Below are 16,552 nucleotides of genomic sequence, written 5' to 3'. Positions count from 1 at the left end.
ATACGCAGACATCCCGGCTCCGGCCCCACAACCAGCGAATCGAAGGGCCATCAGATGAGTGACACCGCAATATCCGAGGAGCGGCGCGCACAGGTGCGGGCCATCGTGGCGGACGTCCTCGAAGTGGACGTGGACGCCCTGACCGACGAGAGCAGCTTCGCCGACGACTTCGACGCGGACTCGCTGCTGATCATCGAGATCTTCTCGCGCTTCGAGCGCGACCTCGGCATCCGGATCCCGCAGGAGGACCTCACCGAGCTCGACGAACTGCCGAGCGCCTACCTCTTGGTCGAGAAGCACAGCACCCCGGAGGCGCTGGGTGTCTGACGAGGCCTCCGCCACCGGGCGCCGGGTCGTCGTCACCGGACTCGGCGCAGTGAGCAGCCTCGGGCTCGGCGCCCGCGCACTCACCGCGGCGATCCGGGCCGGGCGCAGCGGCATCGGCCCGATCGGACAGTTCGACGCCACGGGCTTCGATCGCGTCCTGGCCGGTGAAGTACGCGGCTTCCACGCGGAGATGCACCTGCGGGGAACCGATCCCACGCAGTGGGGGCGCAGTGGACGCTTCGCCGCCGCAGCAGCACGGATGGCGGTCGCGGACGCAGGATTGAATCCGGCCGCACTGTCCGCGGCAAACACGGCGAGCTGCTTCGGGACGACCAACGGCGAGTCGCAGGTGCTGGAAGAACTGACCCGGCAATGGGTCGACGACGGCCTCGCTGCGCTCGACCCGGTGCTCGCCGGTCAGGCCGACGCCGGCCGGATCGCCGCCGCGGTCAGCGCCGAACTCGACCTGAGCGGCGAGTCCATCACGCTCGGCACCGCCTGCGCCGCCGGCAACTACGCCATCGGCTACGGCTACGACCTGGTCCGCACGGGAGAGGCGGACGCGGCACTGTGCGGCGGCGCCGATGCCTCCAACCGGGCCACCCACGCCGGCTTCCACCGCCTCGGGGCCCTCGCCGCCGACGTCCCCCGCCCCTTCGACGAACACCGCGACGGCATCGTCACCGCGGAGGGCAGCGCGGCACTGCTCCTGGAACCCCTCGACACGGCGCTGGCCCGCGGGGCCCGGATCTACGCCGAGGTCCTCGGGTACGGCATGACCTGCGACGCGAGCCACATGACCAACCCGGACGCCGCTTCGATCGCCGAGTGCATCCGGCGCGCCCACCGCCACGCAGGCATCAAACCCGGCGACGTGGACTACATCTGCGCACACGGTACGGGTACCAAGGCGAACGACTCCACGGAGACGGCCGCCGTGCGCGAGGTGTTCACCGACGGCCCTCCGCCGATCAGCTCGATCAAGTCCATGCTCGGGCACACGATGGGAGCGGCAGCCGGCTTCGGAGCCCTGGTGTGCTGCGCCGCCCTGTCCGAGGGCTTCCTCCCGCCGAGCGCCACGCTCCGCCAGGTGGACCCGGCGCTGGGACCGGGACTCGACTGCGTTCAGGGGCGGGGCCGGGACGCCCGGCCGCGCATCGTACAGAACCACGGCTTCGCCTTCGGCGGGAACAACGCCGTAACGATCTTCGGAGAGTTCACCGTATGAGCATCGTGGACGATCAACGGCGTCCGGCCGCCACCTCGCGGACGGTGGTCCCCTTGGCACTGGACACCGCCGGCGTGGTCAGCGCAGCCGGCCCCGGACTGCACGCTCTCGCCGACGCCCTGCGGCGGGGCGCGGCGGGCGGCGGACAGCCGCCGGCCGCCCACGAGGCAGAGGCCTACCCGCCCCTCGCCCTGCGCCCGGCCGACTTCGAGGCCGCCGACCTCCTCGGCAGCAAGGGACTGAACCGGCTCACGCGCGCCGAACAACTGGGCATGGCCGCGTGCACCCTGGCGCTCGGACCGGACTCCGACCGCTCCGGGACCGGCGTGGTCCTCGGCAGCGCCGTCGGCAGCAGCGGCGGTGTCGGCCGCTTCACCCGGGACACCTTCGTCCGGGAACGCCCGTACATGGTGAACCCGTCGGCCTTCCCGGGCACCCTGATGAACGCGGTGGCAGGCCGCACGGCCATCCGCCACGGGCTCACCGACGCGAACGCCACCGTCTCCGGCGGCCCGCTGGCCTCACTGCACGCACTGCGTTTCGCCCGCAACACCCTGGTGGCCGGCCATGCACGCCGGCTGCTGACCGGAGGCGTGGAGGAGCTGTCGCCCCAGAGCGCCTGGGCCTGGCACCGGGCCGGAACGCTCGCACCCGGCACCGCACTCGGCGAAGGCGCAGCGGTGTTCGGCCTGCGGACCGTCCCGGACGGCGCCCCCGGCGAGAACCCCCTCGCCCTCGTCATGGCCGTCGAGACCGGGTTCGCCGCAGGCGGCCCCCTCGCCGTCGCCCGCCGTCTCACCACCTGCGTACGCAGCGCGCTCGCCCGCAGCGGCGTCGGCGCCGCCGACATCGCCGTGCTCGCACCCGGTGCGGCCGGCCGGCGAGGCTGGGCGGCCGTGGAGGAACGCGCCCTGCGCGCAGCGCTCGACGGCCCGTGCGACCGGCACGTGTTGCGCGTACAGGAGGTGCTCGGCGAGACCCACGGTGCGGGCGCCGCCCTCCAGGTCGCCGCCGTCGTCGCCCGCTGGCACGACCCCCACCTCGACACCCGCGGTGAGCGGGCCGGCCTGGTCACCTCCGTCGGACCGGACGGCTCGGTCGGCTGCGCCGTCCTGCTGCACCCGCACGCCGCGGTCTGAGACGCCCCGCCCAGACACCCGCCCACCGATCCACCACCACGTAAGGACATCCCCTCCCCATGCGTTACCGCTATCTCGGCCGAACCGGCCTCCAGGTCTCCGAGCTGTCCTTCGGGGCGGCCACCCTCGGCACCCCCGGTGCGTTCGGCGGGCTGCCCGGTGCGAACTGGTCCCAGTTCGGCGTCAACGCGGGCGACGACGCCGTCCGCCTCGTCCACGCCTGCCACGACGCAGGCGTCAACTTCTTCGACACCGCCGACGTCTACCGGGACGGCGAGTGCGAGGAACTGCTCGGCCTGGCGCTCAAGGACCGCCGGGACAAGGCCGTCATCGCCACGAAGGCCCGCTTCCGCACCGACCCCGACGACATCAACGCGGCCGGTTCCTCCCGGCACCACCTGGTGCGCGCGGTCGAGGCCAGCCTCCGCCGCCTCGGCACCGACTACATCGACGTCCTCTACCTCCACGGCACCGACCCGCGGACGTCCCTCGAGGAGACCCTCGGGGCCCTCGACGACCTGGTGCGCGCCGGAAAACTGCGCTACATCGGCTGCTCGAACTTCCCCGGCTGGCAGCTGATGAAGGCACTCGACATCTCCGACCACCGCAATCTCGCCCGCTTCGCCGCCTACCAGGGCTACTACAACCTGGGCGCCCGTGAGCTGGAACACGAGATCGTGCCCGCCGCCGCCGACCAGGGCGTGGGCATCACCGTCTGGAGCCCGCTGGCGGGCGGGTTCTTCAGCGGCAAGTACCGGCGCGGGCAGGAGGTCTCCGCGGACTTCCGTCTGGCACACGAGGGCCCCGCCTCCATCGCCCCCCTCACCGATCGCGAGCAGGCGTACGACGTGGTGGAGGTGCTCGACGGCATCGCCCGCGAGCGCGGCGTCTCGATCGCCCAGGTCGCCCTCAACTGGGTGCTGAGCAAGCCCGCCGTGACGTCCGTGGTCTTCGGCGCCAGCCGCCCCGGCCAGCTCCAGGACAACCTCGGCACGGTCGAGTGGGAGCTCACCACCGAGGAGCGGCAGCACCTGGACGCGGTCAGCGACCGGCCCGCGCCCTACCCGTACTGGCACATGCGCGCGATCGCCGGCGACCGGAACCTGCCGGGAGACATCCAGCCCTGACCGCGGCCCGCGCCCACCCCCACAGTTCTGCAGAAGCCCAACCCAGGAGCACAGCCGTGCCCATTGCCGTCATCGCCCTGTCCCTCAGCGGTTTCGCCATCGGAGTCGCCGAGTTCATCATCGCGGGGATCCTCCCCGACATCGGAACCGACCTCTCCGTCTCCATCCCCACCGCGGGACTTCTGGTGTCCGGGTACGCGCTCGGCGTCGTCATCGGCGCCCCCGGCCTCACCGTTCTCTGCGCCCGCACCGAACGCAGGAGCCTGCTGATCCGGCTCATGCTGCTCTTCCTCGCCGGAACGGTGCTCTCCGCCCTCGCCCCCGGCTACGGGCTGCTCATGGCGGGGCGGGTGCTGTCCGCCCTCGCCCACGGCGCGTTCTTCGGTGTCGCGATGGTGGTCGCCTCCGATCTCGTTCCCGAAGACCGCAAGGGCCGCGCCGTGTCGATGGTCGCCGCGGGTCTCACCCTCTCCACGATCCTCGGCGTCCCGGCCGGCACCTTCATCGGCCAGCACTTCGGCTGGCGCTGGGCGTTCTGGATGGTCGCCCTCTTCGCCACCGTGGGCCTGGCGGGCATCGCCTCGCTCGTGCCCCGGACCCCGGCGCCTGAGGGAACCGGGCTGCGCTCCGAACTGAGGGTGCTGCGCCGCCCGCAGGTGCTGCTCGTCCTGCTCACCACCGTGCTCGGCTTCGGTGGTGTCATGACCTCGTACACCTACATCGCCGAAATGGTCACCCGCGTCACCGGTTTCACCGACGACGCCGTCACCCTGATCATGGTGCTCTTCGGCGTCGGCATGTTCGTCGGCAACCTGGTCAGCGGCCGGATCGCGGACCGCGCCCCCAAGAGCGCCCTGTGCGGTGCGCTGGCCCTGCTCACCCTCGTCCTCGGTGCGTTCACCTTCACGGTGCACGACAAGGCGGCCACCTGCGTGACCGTCTTCCTCTTCGGCGCGGCCACCTTCGCCACCATCGCCCCGCTCCAGATGCGGATCATGGCCAAGGCCGACGGCGCCCCCACGCTCGCCTCGGCGTCGAACATCGCGGCCTTCAACCTCGCCAACGCCGCCGGCCCACTCCTCGGCGGCAGGATCATCGCCGGCGGCCTCGGCTACCCCGCCCTCAACTGGGCCGGGGCCCTCGTCACCCTCGCAGGACTCCTCCTCGCCGGCCTTGGCGTGGCGGCGGAGCGCAAGGAGGACCGCGCCGCCAGGGCCACGGTCACCGCACCCGGCGGCAGCGCCGCCGCCCTCTGAACACCCTTGACACGAAAGGAAGCCACCGTGGAAGCATCCGTCCTCGACGCGCCCCGCAGCCCCACCACCCCCGCCTACGACCGGACCGTGTCCCGCTCGCTCGTCCACCGCTGGGCCCTGTCCGAGGTGTTCCTCACCGATTCGGTCGCCACCGGCGAGGGCCTCTTCAGGGCCGCCGCTCAACTGCCTCTCTCTCACCAGTACTTCCGCGACCACGTACCGGGACGGAGCTTCCACGACCCGCTGCTCGTCCTGGAGAGCTGCCGCCAGGCAGTCACCTACGCCTCACACCTCTACGAGGCGGTGCCGCGCGACACCACGTTCATGGTCACGTCCTGGACGCTCGACATCACCGAGCCGGAGGCGCTCCGATGCGGCGAACGGCCCGGGGAACTGCGCATGGACGCAGAGGTCACCCAGCGCGCCCGCCGCGGCGGACGGCTGCGCCGACTGGCCTTCGCCATGGACCTCACGCTCGACGGCCGCGCCCTGGGCCGGCTCACCATGGACATCAACTGCACCCCCACCGACCAGTACCACGCACTGCGCCGCATGCAGCGCGGGACCACCGTCCCGACGGCGTTCACCCTGCCGGCCGAGCCCGATGGAGCACCGGTCGACCCGGCAAGGGTACGCCGGCTCGACCCGGCGAACGCCGTCCTCGACGCGGTGCACGTGGACCCGGCCGCCCTCGCCGCCCGGCTCAGCCCCCGTACGTACCGCAACCGCAGCATGTACGACCACCCCTACGACCACGTCCCGGCCATGGTCTTCAGCGAGGCGGCGCGCCAGTGCGCCCTGCTGCTCGGCCCGGAGGACACCGCCGCCGCGGAGGCCGACACCGCACGCGTGCTGCGGCTGCACGGCCGCTTCCTGAAGTTCGCGGAACTGGACGACGAGGTGCGTCTGACCGCCGTGCGCGAGGAAGACGGCGGCCCGGGCGCCTTCCGCATGAGCGCCGTCCAGCAGGACGAGACGGTGGCCGAGGTACGCGTGGCGCTGGGCTGAGCCCTCCGTATGCGGGCTTTCCCCTCCCGTCCCCTCTTCCCTTTCCCCTCTCCCTTCTCGCCTCCGGAGTTCTCCGTGACCACGGCACTGCCGAGCACCACGCACGCCGTCGCATTCTTCGACGTCGACGAGACGCTCACCACCGTCAAGACCATGTTCGACTTCTACGACTTCTTTCTGGAAGCCGTCGGGCACACCCCGCAGGAGCAGGAAAGGCTCCGCCGGGACGCCCGCGACCTGCTGCGCCCCGGCTTGCCCCGGGAACAGGGCAACCGGCTCTTCTACCGGCGGTTCGCCGGCTACGCGGCCGAGCAGACGCAGGCGGTCGGCCGCGCGTGGTTCGCGCAGCACCTGCGACAGGGCGGCTTCTTCCACCAGGACGTCCTTGCAGCGCTCACGGCGCACCGGGAGCGGGGGCTGGCCACCGTCCTCGTCTCCGGTTCCTTCCCCGCCGCTCTGGACCCGGTGGCCGCCCACGTCGGAGCCGACATCGTGCTGTGCACCCGCCCGGAGATCCGGGACGGGGTGTACACCGGGGAAGTACTGGCGACCATGATCGGTGACGCCAAGGCCCGGGCCGCCCGCGAGCTCCTGTCCGAGCGCGGCATCGGCCCTGAGGAGTGTCACGCCTACGGCGACCACGTCTCCGACCTGGGGCTTCTCCGCCTCGTCGGCCACCCGGTCGTCGTCGGCGACCACCCGGACCTGCTGGCGGAGGCCGGCCTGCGCGGTTGGCACCACCTGGCGGGCGTCCCGGCCGGCGGGCCGCACGGAAGGCAGCCTTAGGTCGGGCATTCCCTTTGATTTCTACCTAAATCAGACATCCGGTCGGGCTTCTCGAAGGTGTACGAGCGATGACGTTCGGTGAGATCGGGGTGCTCTGGGGGTGAGCCGCCCCATAGGGCCCACGTCACACACGAACGCGGGTAGTAGCTGCCTGAGGGCCCGCTGCCGCCCACCTCGTGCCGTCCGATCTGCAGGGTTCCGTCCCGGAAGGTTCGGGAGTGGTAGACCCTCGCTGCGAGGGCGGCTAGTAGGAGGGGTCGTTGCCAGGGGGTCGGGACGTGCGTAGAACTGGATGTGTCGCCGGGCGGCACGGGTGCTTCACCCGCTGCCGGTGAATCCCTCTCCTCCGTGTGAGTGGCTCACGCATGTCTTCGGCATGCCCGCGACCGTCCCTGTCGCCTTCGGAAGGTTCATCCGTGTCCCACGCTGTCATCCGCCGCATCGCCGCTTCCAAGAAGACCCTCGCCGGCTCCATCGTCGCCCTGGGCGTCGCCGGCTCGATGCTCGCCACGGTTCCCGCCCAGGCGGCCCCGACGAGCGCCAAGGCGATCGCCCAGCAGATGATCAAGGACCCGGCGCAGTTCGCGGCGTTCAACAACATCGTTTCCCGTGAGAGCGGCTGGGACCACACCGCCACCAACGCCTCCTCGGGCGCCTACGGCCTGGTCCAGGCCCTGCCGGCCTCGAAGATGGCCTCCGCGGGTGCCGACTGGAAGACCAACCCGGCCACCCAGATCAAGTGGGGCCTGGACTACATGAACTCCCGCTACGGCAGCCCCGTCGGTGCCTGGAACTTCTGGCAGACCCACCACTGGTACTGAGCCACCAGCAGGCAGCAGACACGCGAAGACGCCCGGCCGGGACCTCCCGGCCGGGCGTCTTCGCGTACGCGCCCGTCCGCCGCGCACGGCGCCGGCCGCGACCGGAGTTTGGCGTGCTGGTCGAGCTGCCCCGACCCCTTGATGTCCGCGCTCACCAGCCGGTGCACGGCCGCTTCATGAAGCATGTAGCCGTTTACACACGCGGCCGCGGTGCGGGCGGCCCGCCGCCGGCGAGCAGCCGCAGCGGTTCGAGGTCGGTGACGACCAGCTGGCGGGATCCGGTGCGGACGATGCCCGCTCGCGCAGTGCGATGGGCAGGCCGTGCGGGGGTGGCGCTCGTAGCCTGAAGGGGGTGCCCGACTGCTGACCGGCAGCCGGTGACCGGTGAAGCGGCGGGAGGTTGTCCCATGAGCAGGCGGTGGACCGCGCGCCTGGCCCTGGTGACGGGCCTGGCGGCGCTCGCGGTGCTGGTGGTGTTCGGCGGCCTCGCGAGCCTCGTGCTGATGGCGCTGGGGTGGGCGGGACTGGTCCTCACGGCGGCTGGCGTGTGGTGGATGCTCACCCACACCGGCTGGATCAGGGTGCTCGCCGGGCTGCTGGTGGTCCTCGCGCCGGTCGCCGTCCTGCTGCTGTACTCGGCCGCCGGGCTGCTGTGGGTCGTCCTGGCCTCCCTCGCCCTGTGGGCGCTGGCCGTGGCAGCGGGCAGCGCCGCCCTTGCCGGGGACTCCGCGCCGGGCATGCCGGAGCGCTCCGTCGTCCGGGCCGAGCGGCCGTTCGTGATCATGAATCCGCGCTCGGGTGGCGGAAAGGTCGGGAAGTTCCGCCTGGCGGAGCGGGCCAGGGACCTCGGTGCCGAGGTCGTCGTACTCGATCCGGACCACCGGCAGGACGTGGCCGAGCTGGCGCGGCAGGCCGTCGAGGGCGGGGCCGACCTGCTGGGTGTCGCAGGCGGCGACGGTACGCAGGCCCTGGTCGCCGCCGTGGCCGTGGAGTACGACATTCCGTTCATGGTGATCAGCGCGGGCACGCGCAACCACTTCGCGATGGACCTGGGCCTCGACCGGCAGGATCCCTCCCGGTGTCTGGAGGCACTGACCGACGGCGTCGAACTGCGCGTCGACCTCGGGTACCTCCACGAGGGAGAACCGGCGGCCGGGAACCCGGGCCGCGTCTTCGTCAACAGCGCCTCGTTCGGCGTGTACGCGGAGGTCGTGCAGAGTCCGGCCTACCGTGACGACAAGGCCCGCACCATGCTCGAGATGCTGCCGGCCCTGCTGACCCACGCCACTGGCGCGCGGCTGAGCGTCCGTGCGGATGCCCTGGCCCTGGACGGCCCCCAGGCCGTGCTGGTGAGCAACAACCCCTATCGGAGAGGGGATCCGGCGGGGGTCGGGCGCCGGGAGCGACTGGACTCCGGCGAGCTGGGGGTGCTCGGCGTGGACGTCGCGAGCGCCGCCGAAGCGGCCGGGCTGCTGCTGCACGGCAGGCAGGACCGCGGGCTGACCGCCGTCACCACCCGTGAGGTCGTCGTCGACTCCGACGCTCCCGCCATCCCCGTCGGCGTCGACGGGGAGGCCCTGGTGCTGTCCACTCCCGTGCGCTGCCGCATCGCGTCCGGCGCCCTGCGCGTGCGGGTGCCCCGGCACCGTCCCGGCGTGCCGCGCGCCGCGCCGCCGATGGACTGGCGCCGGGTGCGGCGGCTGGCGCTGACCATGGGGCGGACCGCCGCGGGACGCGACCCCGCCTGAGCGGCGCACCGCGCCGGCGCCGGGGGCGGGCGGTCACTTGCCGTCGGCGGGCGGGGGCGGGCCGGCCCCGGGCCCGGGTGACCATTGCGCCCCGGTGCGCAGGCGGAAGGCGGCGACGGCGGTCTCGACGGTGGGGTAGAAGTGCGCGGGGTCGATGGTCCGGGTGAGTTCGTACCGCTCGATCTTCCGCCGCACCGGGTCCTTGAGCTCGGCGAACACGAGGTGGATGTCATCCGCGTTGAGCGCCTCGTCGAGCTCTTCCAGGACGTCGGCGGCGGTGGTGTCCACGTCGGTCATGGGCTCCGCCGCGATCACGATCCAGCTCGGCCGCGGGTCCGCGCCGGCCAGTCGCCTGACCTCGTCCCGGAAGGCCCTGGCGTTGGCGAAGAACAGCGGGGCGTCGAACCGGTAGATCACCAGGCCCGGCAGCTGCTCGGCCTGCGGGTAGGAGCGGATGTCGTGGTAGCCCTCCAGGCCCTGCACCCGCCCCAGTACGGTGTCGTACGGCCACCAGGCGCGCCGGAAGACGTTGAGTACGGACAGGCCCACGGCGACGGCGATCCCGGGCAGCACACCGAGCAGGGCCACGCCGGCGAAGGCCGCGAAGCACAGCAGGAACTCCGCCCGGTCCTGCCGCCACAGCCGTACGGCCCCGGGGATGTCGGCCAGCGACAGCGACGCGGTGATGACCACGGCGGCCAGGGCCGGCTGGGGCAGGTTGCGGAACAGGCCCGGAGCCAGCACGAGCATGAGGACGATGAGCGCCGCTCCGACGACCCCGGTGAGCTGGCTCCTGGCGCCCGCCCGCTCCGCCACCGCCGTCCGGGACCCGCTGGTGCTGACGGGGAAGCCCTGGAAGAGGGCGGCCGCCAGGTTGGCCGCACCGACGCCCGCCATCTCCTGGTTGCCGCGGACCTCCTGGCCCGTACGCGCCGCGAAGGCGGACGCGTTGGAGATCGTGTCGGCCAAGGACACCAGGGCGATGCCCAGTGCACCCCCGAGCAGCGGCGCCAGGTCGGCGAGCCGCACTTCGGGGATCGTGAACGGCGGGAAGCCCTCGGGCAGTACCCCGACCAGGCCGACGCCGTGCTCGTCCAGGTCGAAGGCGGCGGTCGCGCCGATGGCCAGGACCACCATCACGAGCACTGCGGGGATCTTCGGCAGGAAACGCTGCAGGACCAGGATCAGGGCGATCCCGCCGAGGCCCACGGCGGCGGAGGCCGGTACCACCGCCCCGTCGGCGATTTTCCGCACGAGGCCGGCGCACTCGCCGATCAGGTTGTCCGCCTCCACCTTGAAGCCGAGCAGCTTGGGCAGCTGGCCGATCAGGATGGTCAGCGCCAGACCGTTCATGTAGCCGATCATCGTCGGTTTGGAGATCAGGTCGGCGATGAAGCCGAGCTTCGCCACCGAGGCCAGGATCATGATCGCCGCCACCATGACCGCGAGCATCGACGCCAGCGCGACGGCCCGGTCGGGATCCCCGCCGGCGGCCACCAGGGGCAGCACGGTGGCGGCGATCATCGGCCCCAGCGAGGAGTCCGGGCCGAGCACCAGGATCCGGGAGGGGCCGAACACCGCGTATCCGAGCAGGCAGAGGATCGTCGTGTACAGGCCGGTGATGGCCGGCAGGCCCGCCAGCTCGGCGTACGCCATGCCCTGCGGCACCAGCAGCGTGGTCAGGACGACTCCCGCGACCAGGTCCTTGACGAGCCACTCCCGCCGGTAGGCCGAGACCGCGCGGATCCCGGGAACCGCCCGGAAGCGGGAGAGGACCCCGTGGCCGTGGTGCCGGGTGGTCACTTGCGCGCCTTTCTCACGCGGCCCTCGACCGGCGGGCCACGAGCTTGCCCAGTTCCCATACGAGCAGCAGTGCCAGTGCGGCCAGCAGCGCCCAGCCGAACTGCCTCGCGTCGATGTCGGTCGTCCCGAGCAGGCGCTGGAAGCCGTCCATCTGGGTCACCAGTACGGAGAGGACGAACTGGGCCAGGGCGACCCAGTTCATCTGCTTGCTGTCGAACGTGGAGGTCGTCAGCACGGATTCCGTCTCGCTGCGGCATTCGAAGGCGGCCACGATCAGGCAGAGCGAGAAGGCCGTGAACGCGATCGACCGGCCCGTCGCGATGCTGTCGTAGCGGGCTTCGCCGAGCTGGATCAGGCCGAGCAGCAGGACGGTGATCGCCAGCCCGCCCAGCCCGACCGTGACCAGCACGGGCCGCGTGAGCACCGATTCCCCGCGCGGACGCGGCCGGCGCCGCATGAGTCCGGCGCTCTCCCGGTCGAAACCGAGCGCGAAGCCGAAGGAGGCGTTGACGACGAAGTGGATCCAGAGCACCTGCGGCGGGGTGAACGGTTCACCGGCGGCGATGTTGAAGACCGTGGCGCCGAGGAACGTCAGCACGAAGGTGACCAGCAGGAGCAGCACGAACCGGATGTACTTGGTGAGGTTGTCGTAGATCGTCCGGCCCTGCTCCACGGCGTAGACGATGGTGGCGAAGTTGTCGTCGGAGAGGATCATGCGTCCGGCGTTCTTCGCCACGTCCGTGCCGCTGCCCATGGCGATACCGATGTCGGCGGCCTTGATGGCGGGAGCGTCGTTGACGCCGTCCCCGGTCATCGCCACGACCTCGCCCCTCTTCTTGAGCGTGTTCGCGAGCAGGACCTTGTGCTCCGGCGCGACCCGCCCCACCACGCCGATCCCCTCGATACGGGCGAGCTGTTCCTCCTCGCCCATGGCGGCGAAGTCGGCGCCGAGCACCGCCTCGCCGGGGATGCCGATCTGCCGGGCGATCGCCGCCCCCGTGGTGACGTCGTCCCCGGTCACCAGGCGCACCCTGATGTGCGCCGCCCGGGCGGCGGCCACCGCGGCCCTGGCCTCCTCGCGGGGCGGATCGACCATGCCGACGAGACTGGTCATCCGCAGCTCGGTGACGTACGCGAGCAGGTCGCCCTCCGGATCGAAGCCGGCCGGGTCCAGGTCACGGGTGGCCGCGGCCATCACCCGGCGCCCCTCGCCGCCCATCCGCTCGCTCTGGGCCTCGGCCCGGCGGAGCAGATCGGCGTCCCACGGGACGCTTTCGCCCGCCGCGAGCGCGGTGGAGGCCCGCGCCATGACCGCCGGGGCCGCCCCTTTCACGAAGCAGCGCACGACCTGCCGCCCGGAGGCGTCGGCCGCCGAATGGAACGTGGCCATCAGCTTGTACCCGGGGTCGAACGGGAGGGTGGCGAGCCGGGGAAGCGCGTCCCTGGTGGCGTCGGTGTCCAGGCCGGCCTTGTGCGCGAGCACCAGCAGCGCGCCCTCGGTGGGATCGCCCACCACCTCGCCGTCCACCAGCTTGGCGTCGCTGGCCACCACGTACGGCAGGATCGCGTCCTCGATCCCGGCGCCGGACCCGGCAGCGTGGTGGATCCTGCCTTCGAGTCCGTAGCCGGTGCCCGACACGGTGTACCGGTCGGTGGGGCTCAGCACTTCGACGGCGGTCATCTGGTTCATCGTCAGGGTGCCGGTCTTGTCCGAGTTGATCGCGGAGGTGAACGCCAGCGTCTCGACCGACGGCAGTTCCTTCACGATGGCGTGCCGCTTCGCCAGGTTCAGGCTCCCGACGGAAAGGATCGCCTGGGTCACGGTCGGCAGGGCCTCGGGGATGGCCGCGATGGCCAGCGAGACCGCGCTGACGAACAGGACGTCCCAGGCCTGGTCCCGCTGGCGCCCCAGGGCGAACATCACGATCATGGTGAGGCCCGCCGCCCCCGTGATCCACAGGGTCAGCCGGTCGAGCTCCTTGGTGAGCGGCGGCACCTCCTTCTCGGTGGCCGACAGCATGCCCGAGATCTTGCCGAGCTCGGTGTCCGCGCCGGTCGCGGTGACGACCATGACGCCGCTGCCGTGGGTGACCGGAGTGTTCATGAACGCGGTATTGGTCTGGTCGCCGGGCGACAGCCGGCTGCCGGCCAGCGGGCCGGTGTCCTTCGCGGCGGGAACGCTTTCCCCGGTGAGTGCCGACTCGTCGATCTGCAGGGCGCTGGCCTTGATGAGCCGTCCGTCCGCGGGCACCTGGTCCCCGGCGGAGATGAGCACGACATCGCCGTCGACGAGCTGTTCCGCGGGGATCTCGGCCTCCGTACCGTCCCTGCGCACCCGTGCCGTCGCCTTCATCATCGACTTCAGCGCGTTCATGGCGCTCTCGGCCTTGCCCTCCTGGCGCAGGCCCACGACCGCGTTCAGCAGCGTCAGCACGACCAGCAGGATCCCGGTGGTCCACTCGTGGATGACCAGCGAGACGATCGCCGCGGCCACCAGGACGATCTGCATGTAACTGCGGTACTGCGCGAGGAACCGCCGCCAGGCGGGAGTCCGCTGCTCCTCGGGCAGCGCGTTCGGACCGTGTGCGGTCAGGAGTTCGGCGGCCCGCGCCGCGGACAGACCGACCGCGGGATCGACACCGAACGCCGCCACGACCTGCTCGGGAGAGCGCGTGTACCAGCCGTCCCCGCCAGCCCGGGGCTGTTCTGCCACAGAGTCCGACCGCATAGTCATGGTTCTGCCTCCGATACGGGGCCGCGGACGCGTCCGGGCCGTTCGCGCGCCGTCCGAGGGTCGCTAGCCGCGCTTCTTCCCCCGCCCCTTGCGTCCCTTGCGGTGCCCGTGTCCCGCCGACGGGTGCCGGGTGGTGTACGGATCGGCCACGGCCCCGGCGGGGGCCTCGCGCTCCAGCCCCCGTTTGGTGACGAGGAGGTCCTTGCGTGCCTCTTCCCCCACATCGGGGTACTGGGGATCGATCTCCATCAGGGTGTGCGCGAGGACCGCCGCCGCGCAGATCCGCGCGAACCACTTCCGGTCCGCCGGTACGACGTACCACGGAGCCCACCGCGTACTCGTGGCGGACAGCATCTCGGAGAACGCTTCCTGGTAGTCGTCCCACCGGCGCCGCTCCCGGACGTCGGCGGCGGAGAACTTCCAGTTCTTCTCCGGCAGGTCGATCCGCTTCAGGAAGCGGGTGCGCTGCTCCTCCTTGGACAGGTTGAGGAAGATCTTCACCACCTTGAACCCGTTGTCCGTGAGGTACCGCTCCCAGCGGTTGATCTCCCGGTAACGCCGGTCCCAGATGCCCGGTCCGAACGAGCCCTCCGGCAGCTTCTGCCGGACGAGGTTCTCGGGGTGGACCCGTACCACGAGGACTTCCTCGTAGTGCGAGCGGTTGAAGATGGCGATCTCGCCGCGCGCTGGCAGCCGCTGGGCGTAGCGCCACAGGTAGTCGTGGTCGAGCTCCTCGGAGGACGGCACCTTGAAGCTGCTGACGCGTACGCCCTGGGGATTGACCCCGCTCATCACGTGGCGGATCGTCCCGTCCTTGCCTCCGGCGTCGAGTGCCTGGAGACAGAGCACCACCCCGTACGTGTGCTGGGCGGCCAGCCGCTCCTGGTACTCGGCGAGCAAGGACACGCCGGCCTGCAGCAGCTCGACCGCGTTCCGCTTCTTGACACCGGCCTTGTAGCGGGGATCGAAGTCCCGCTCCAGGTGCACCTTCGACCCCGGTCGCACCCGTAGCGGCTCGATGAAATCCGCGATGCGTTCGGCTCTCTCGTCCGACATCACCCGTCACCTCGCGTGAGGACGTTCCGCATGGTCATTCCATGCTCGGTTGGACACGGCCGGCCACCGGGCGCGGCTTCTTCGGAAGGAGTACCGCGGCAGCGAGTCCGGCGAGTCCGATCACGGCCAGCGTGATCATCGCGGCCGCGTAGGCGCCGCTGGTCAGGCCCGAGACGAGGATGGTGCCGGCGACTGCCGTGCCGAGCGAGGACCCGAGGTTCGACACGCTGCGGGAGAGGCCGGAGATCTCGCCCTGCCGCTCCTCGGGGAAGCTCGACTGGACGACGTTGACCGAGGGGGTCAGCATCACGCCGAGGCCCAGTCCGATCAGCAGGAGTCCGGGGGTGAGGGCCCAAGGGTTCGGGGAGCCGCCGGCCAGGGCGATCAGGACGACGATGCCGGCGAGGGTGACGATGAAGCCGGTCATGATGAGGGTCCGCTGGGGCCACCGCTTCGCGAGGCGTTCGGCGGCGAGCGAGGACACGAGCAGGCCGAGCGTGGCGGCGGTGAAGATGACGCCGGTCTGGACGGCGTCGTAGCCGCGCACCACCTGGAGGTAGGCCGCGATGGTGAACGAGGAACCCATCAGCAGCAGCCACTGAACGTTCTGCGTGACGAGGCCCAGGTTGGAGGTGCGGTCACGGAACAGGCTGGTGGACAGCAGGGGTTCCTTGCCGGCCCGCTCCTTGGCCCGTACGGAGCGGAAGAACCACAGGAGCACGAGGGCGCCCAGCACGAGCAGGCCGATCATGAGCCAGACGTTGTTGTCGGCGGCGAGGATGCCCATGACGACCAGGATGAGGCCGGCGGCCGAGAGGACCGCTCCGGTGGTGTCGAACGAGCGCGTCGGATCGGGCGGCAGCGGGTCCTCGAGGCTCCGGCTCAGCACGATGATCACCAGGATGACCAGGGTCTGGAATACGAAGGCCGCCCGCCAGCTCAGCCACGAGGTGATGAGCCCGCCGATCAGCGGCCCGGCGGCGGCGCCGATGCCGCCCAGCGCCATGATGGCGCCGAAGGCGCGGGCCCGTGAGGTCAGGTCCGTGAAGATGAGCGTCGTGAGGATGTAGACGGGCGGGATGAGCAGGGCCGTTCCGATCCCCTCCAGGATCGAGTTCCCGAGGATCAGTACGCCCAGCCCCGGGGCGGCGGCGCTCAGCAGGGCGCCGATGCCGTAGACGACGAGGCCGACCATGAGACAGCGCTTGCGGCCGTAGCGGTCGGTCAGCTTGCCGCCGGGGATCATCAGCGCGGCCATGACCAGGAGGAAGATCGTGATGGCGATCTGCACCCCCTGGACGGTGGTGTCCAGGTCCTCGCTGATGTCGTTGATCATCACGTTCATGTTGGACCCGGCGAAGCTGCAGATGAACTGCGCGAGGGCCAGGGGGGCGAGGACGCGCCGCTGAGCGCTGGACGGCCGCTGCGGGGTTCGTGTACCGGCCACCGCCATCACCTCCGCACGTCGGCCCGGCGGACGGTCACGCCCCGCCCCGGGCGGTTTCGGACTCGGGCCTGC

Annotated in this window: 13 protein-coding genes; 9 read left to right on the top strand and 4 right to left on the bottom strand. The window is 71.4% G+C overall.

The genetic code is table 11. The annotated features are described in order from the left end of the window. The first annotated feature begins 54 nt into the window (after positions 1-54). The 9 genes from AB5J51_RS07300 (at position 55) to AB5J51_RS07260 (ending at position 9,440) form a co-directional block, all read left to right on the top strand. A complete protein-coding gene (locus AB5J51_RS07300) occupies positions 55-327 on the top strand; it encodes an acyl carrier protein (protein WP_053790122.1) in 273 nt (90 codons plus the stop codon). Then, entirely contained in the window at positions 320-1,555 is a 1,236-nt protein-coding gene (locus AB5J51_RS07295; RefSeq protein WP_369777199.1) for a beta-ketoacyl synthase, read from the top strand. Before AB5J51_RS07300 ends, AB5J51_RS07295 begins: the two co-directional genes overlap by 8 nt. After that, on the top strand, positions 1,552-2,694 hold the full coding sequence (locus AB5J51_RS07290) for a beta-ketoacyl synthase N-terminal-like domain-containing protein (RefSeq protein ID WP_369777198.1): 1,143 nt from the start codon (positions 1,552-1,554) through the stop codon (positions 2,692-2,694). Before AB5J51_RS07295 ends, AB5J51_RS07290 begins: the two co-directional genes overlap by 4 nt. 59 nt (positions 2,695-2,753) lie before the next feature. Further along, positions 2,754-3,821, top strand: coding sequence for an aldo/keto reductase (locus AB5J51_RS07285; protein WP_053790119.1), 1,068 nt, complete (start codon positions 2,754-2,756; stop codon positions 3,819-3,821). Positions 3,822-3,877: 56 nt separating this feature from the next. Beyond that, a complete protein-coding gene (locus AB5J51_RS07280) occupies positions 3,878-5,077 on the top strand; it encodes an MFS transporter (protein WP_369777197.1) in 1,200 nt (399 codons plus the stop codon). 27 nt (positions 5,078-5,104) lie between these two features. Continuing rightward, positions 5,105-6,085 carry an AfsA-related hotdog domain-containing protein gene (locus AB5J51_RS07275; RefSeq protein WP_136226392.1) on the top strand — a complete coding sequence of 327 codons (981 nt, stop codon included), beginning with the start codon at positions 5,105-5,107 and terminating at the stop codon, positions 6,083-6,085. A gap of 75 nt (positions 6,086-6,160) precedes the next feature. Next, the gene (locus AB5J51_RS07270; RefSeq protein WP_206310789.1) at positions 6,161-6,871 is read left to right on the top strand and encodes an HAD family phosphatase; all 711 of its coding nucleotides are present in this window, start codon (positions 6,161-6,163) and stop codon (positions 6,869-6,871) included. A gap of 365 nt (positions 6,872-7,236) precedes the next feature. Then, positions 7,237-7,692: a transglycosylase SLT domain-containing protein gene (locus AB5J51_RS07265; RefSeq protein ID WP_369776816.1), complete on the top strand. Its 456-nt coding sequence runs from the start codon at positions 7,237-7,239 to the stop codon at positions 7,690-7,692. Positions 7,693-8,099: 407 nt separating this feature from the next. Further along, positions 8,100-9,440, top strand: coding sequence for a diacylglycerol kinase family protein (locus AB5J51_RS07260; RefSeq protein ID WP_369777196.1), 1,341 nt, complete (start codon positions 8,100-8,102; stop codon positions 9,438-9,440). 33 nt (positions 9,441-9,473) lie between these two features. On the opposite strand, the gene AB5J51_RS07255 is transcribed toward AB5J51_RS07260, so the two are convergent. The 4 genes from AB5J51_RS07255 to AB5J51_RS07240 form a co-directional block, all read right to left on the bottom strand. Further along, the gene (locus AB5J51_RS07255; RefSeq protein WP_136226065.1) at positions 9,474-11,243 is read right to left on the bottom strand and encodes a SulP family inorganic anion transporter; all 1,770 of its coding nucleotides are present in this window, start codon (positions 11,241-11,243) and stop codon (positions 9,474-9,476) included. Positions 11,244-11,256: 13 nt separating this feature from the next. Then, positions 11,257-13,977 (bottom strand): cation-translocating P-type ATPase, encoded by a 2,721-nt coding sequence (locus tag AB5J51_RS07250; protein ID WP_369777195.1) that lies wholly within the window; start codon positions 13,975-13,977, stop codon positions 11,257-11,259. 63 nt (positions 13,978-14,040) lie between these two features. Further along, positions 14,041-15,033: a polyphosphate kinase 2 family protein gene (locus tag AB5J51_RS07245; RefSeq protein ID WP_136226067.1), complete on the bottom strand. Its 993-nt coding sequence runs from the start codon at positions 15,031-15,033 to the stop codon at positions 14,041-14,043. 34 nt (positions 15,034-15,067) lie between these two features. Further along, positions 15,068-16,480, bottom strand: coding sequence for an MFS transporter (locus AB5J51_RS07240; protein ID WP_369777194.1), 1,413 nt, complete (start codon positions 16,478-16,480; stop codon positions 15,068-15,070). Between the last annotated feature and the right edge of the window lie 72 nt (positions 16,481-16,552).

It is taken from the genome of Streptomyces sp. R33 (assembly GCF_041200175.1).
Lineage (GTDB): Bacteria > Actinomycetota > Actinomycetes > Streptomycetales > Streptomycetaceae > Streptomyces > Streptomyces katrae_B.
The sequence above is the reverse complement of the archived record's forward strand: the minus strand, read 5'-3'. Positions and strand labels throughout refer to the sequence as shown.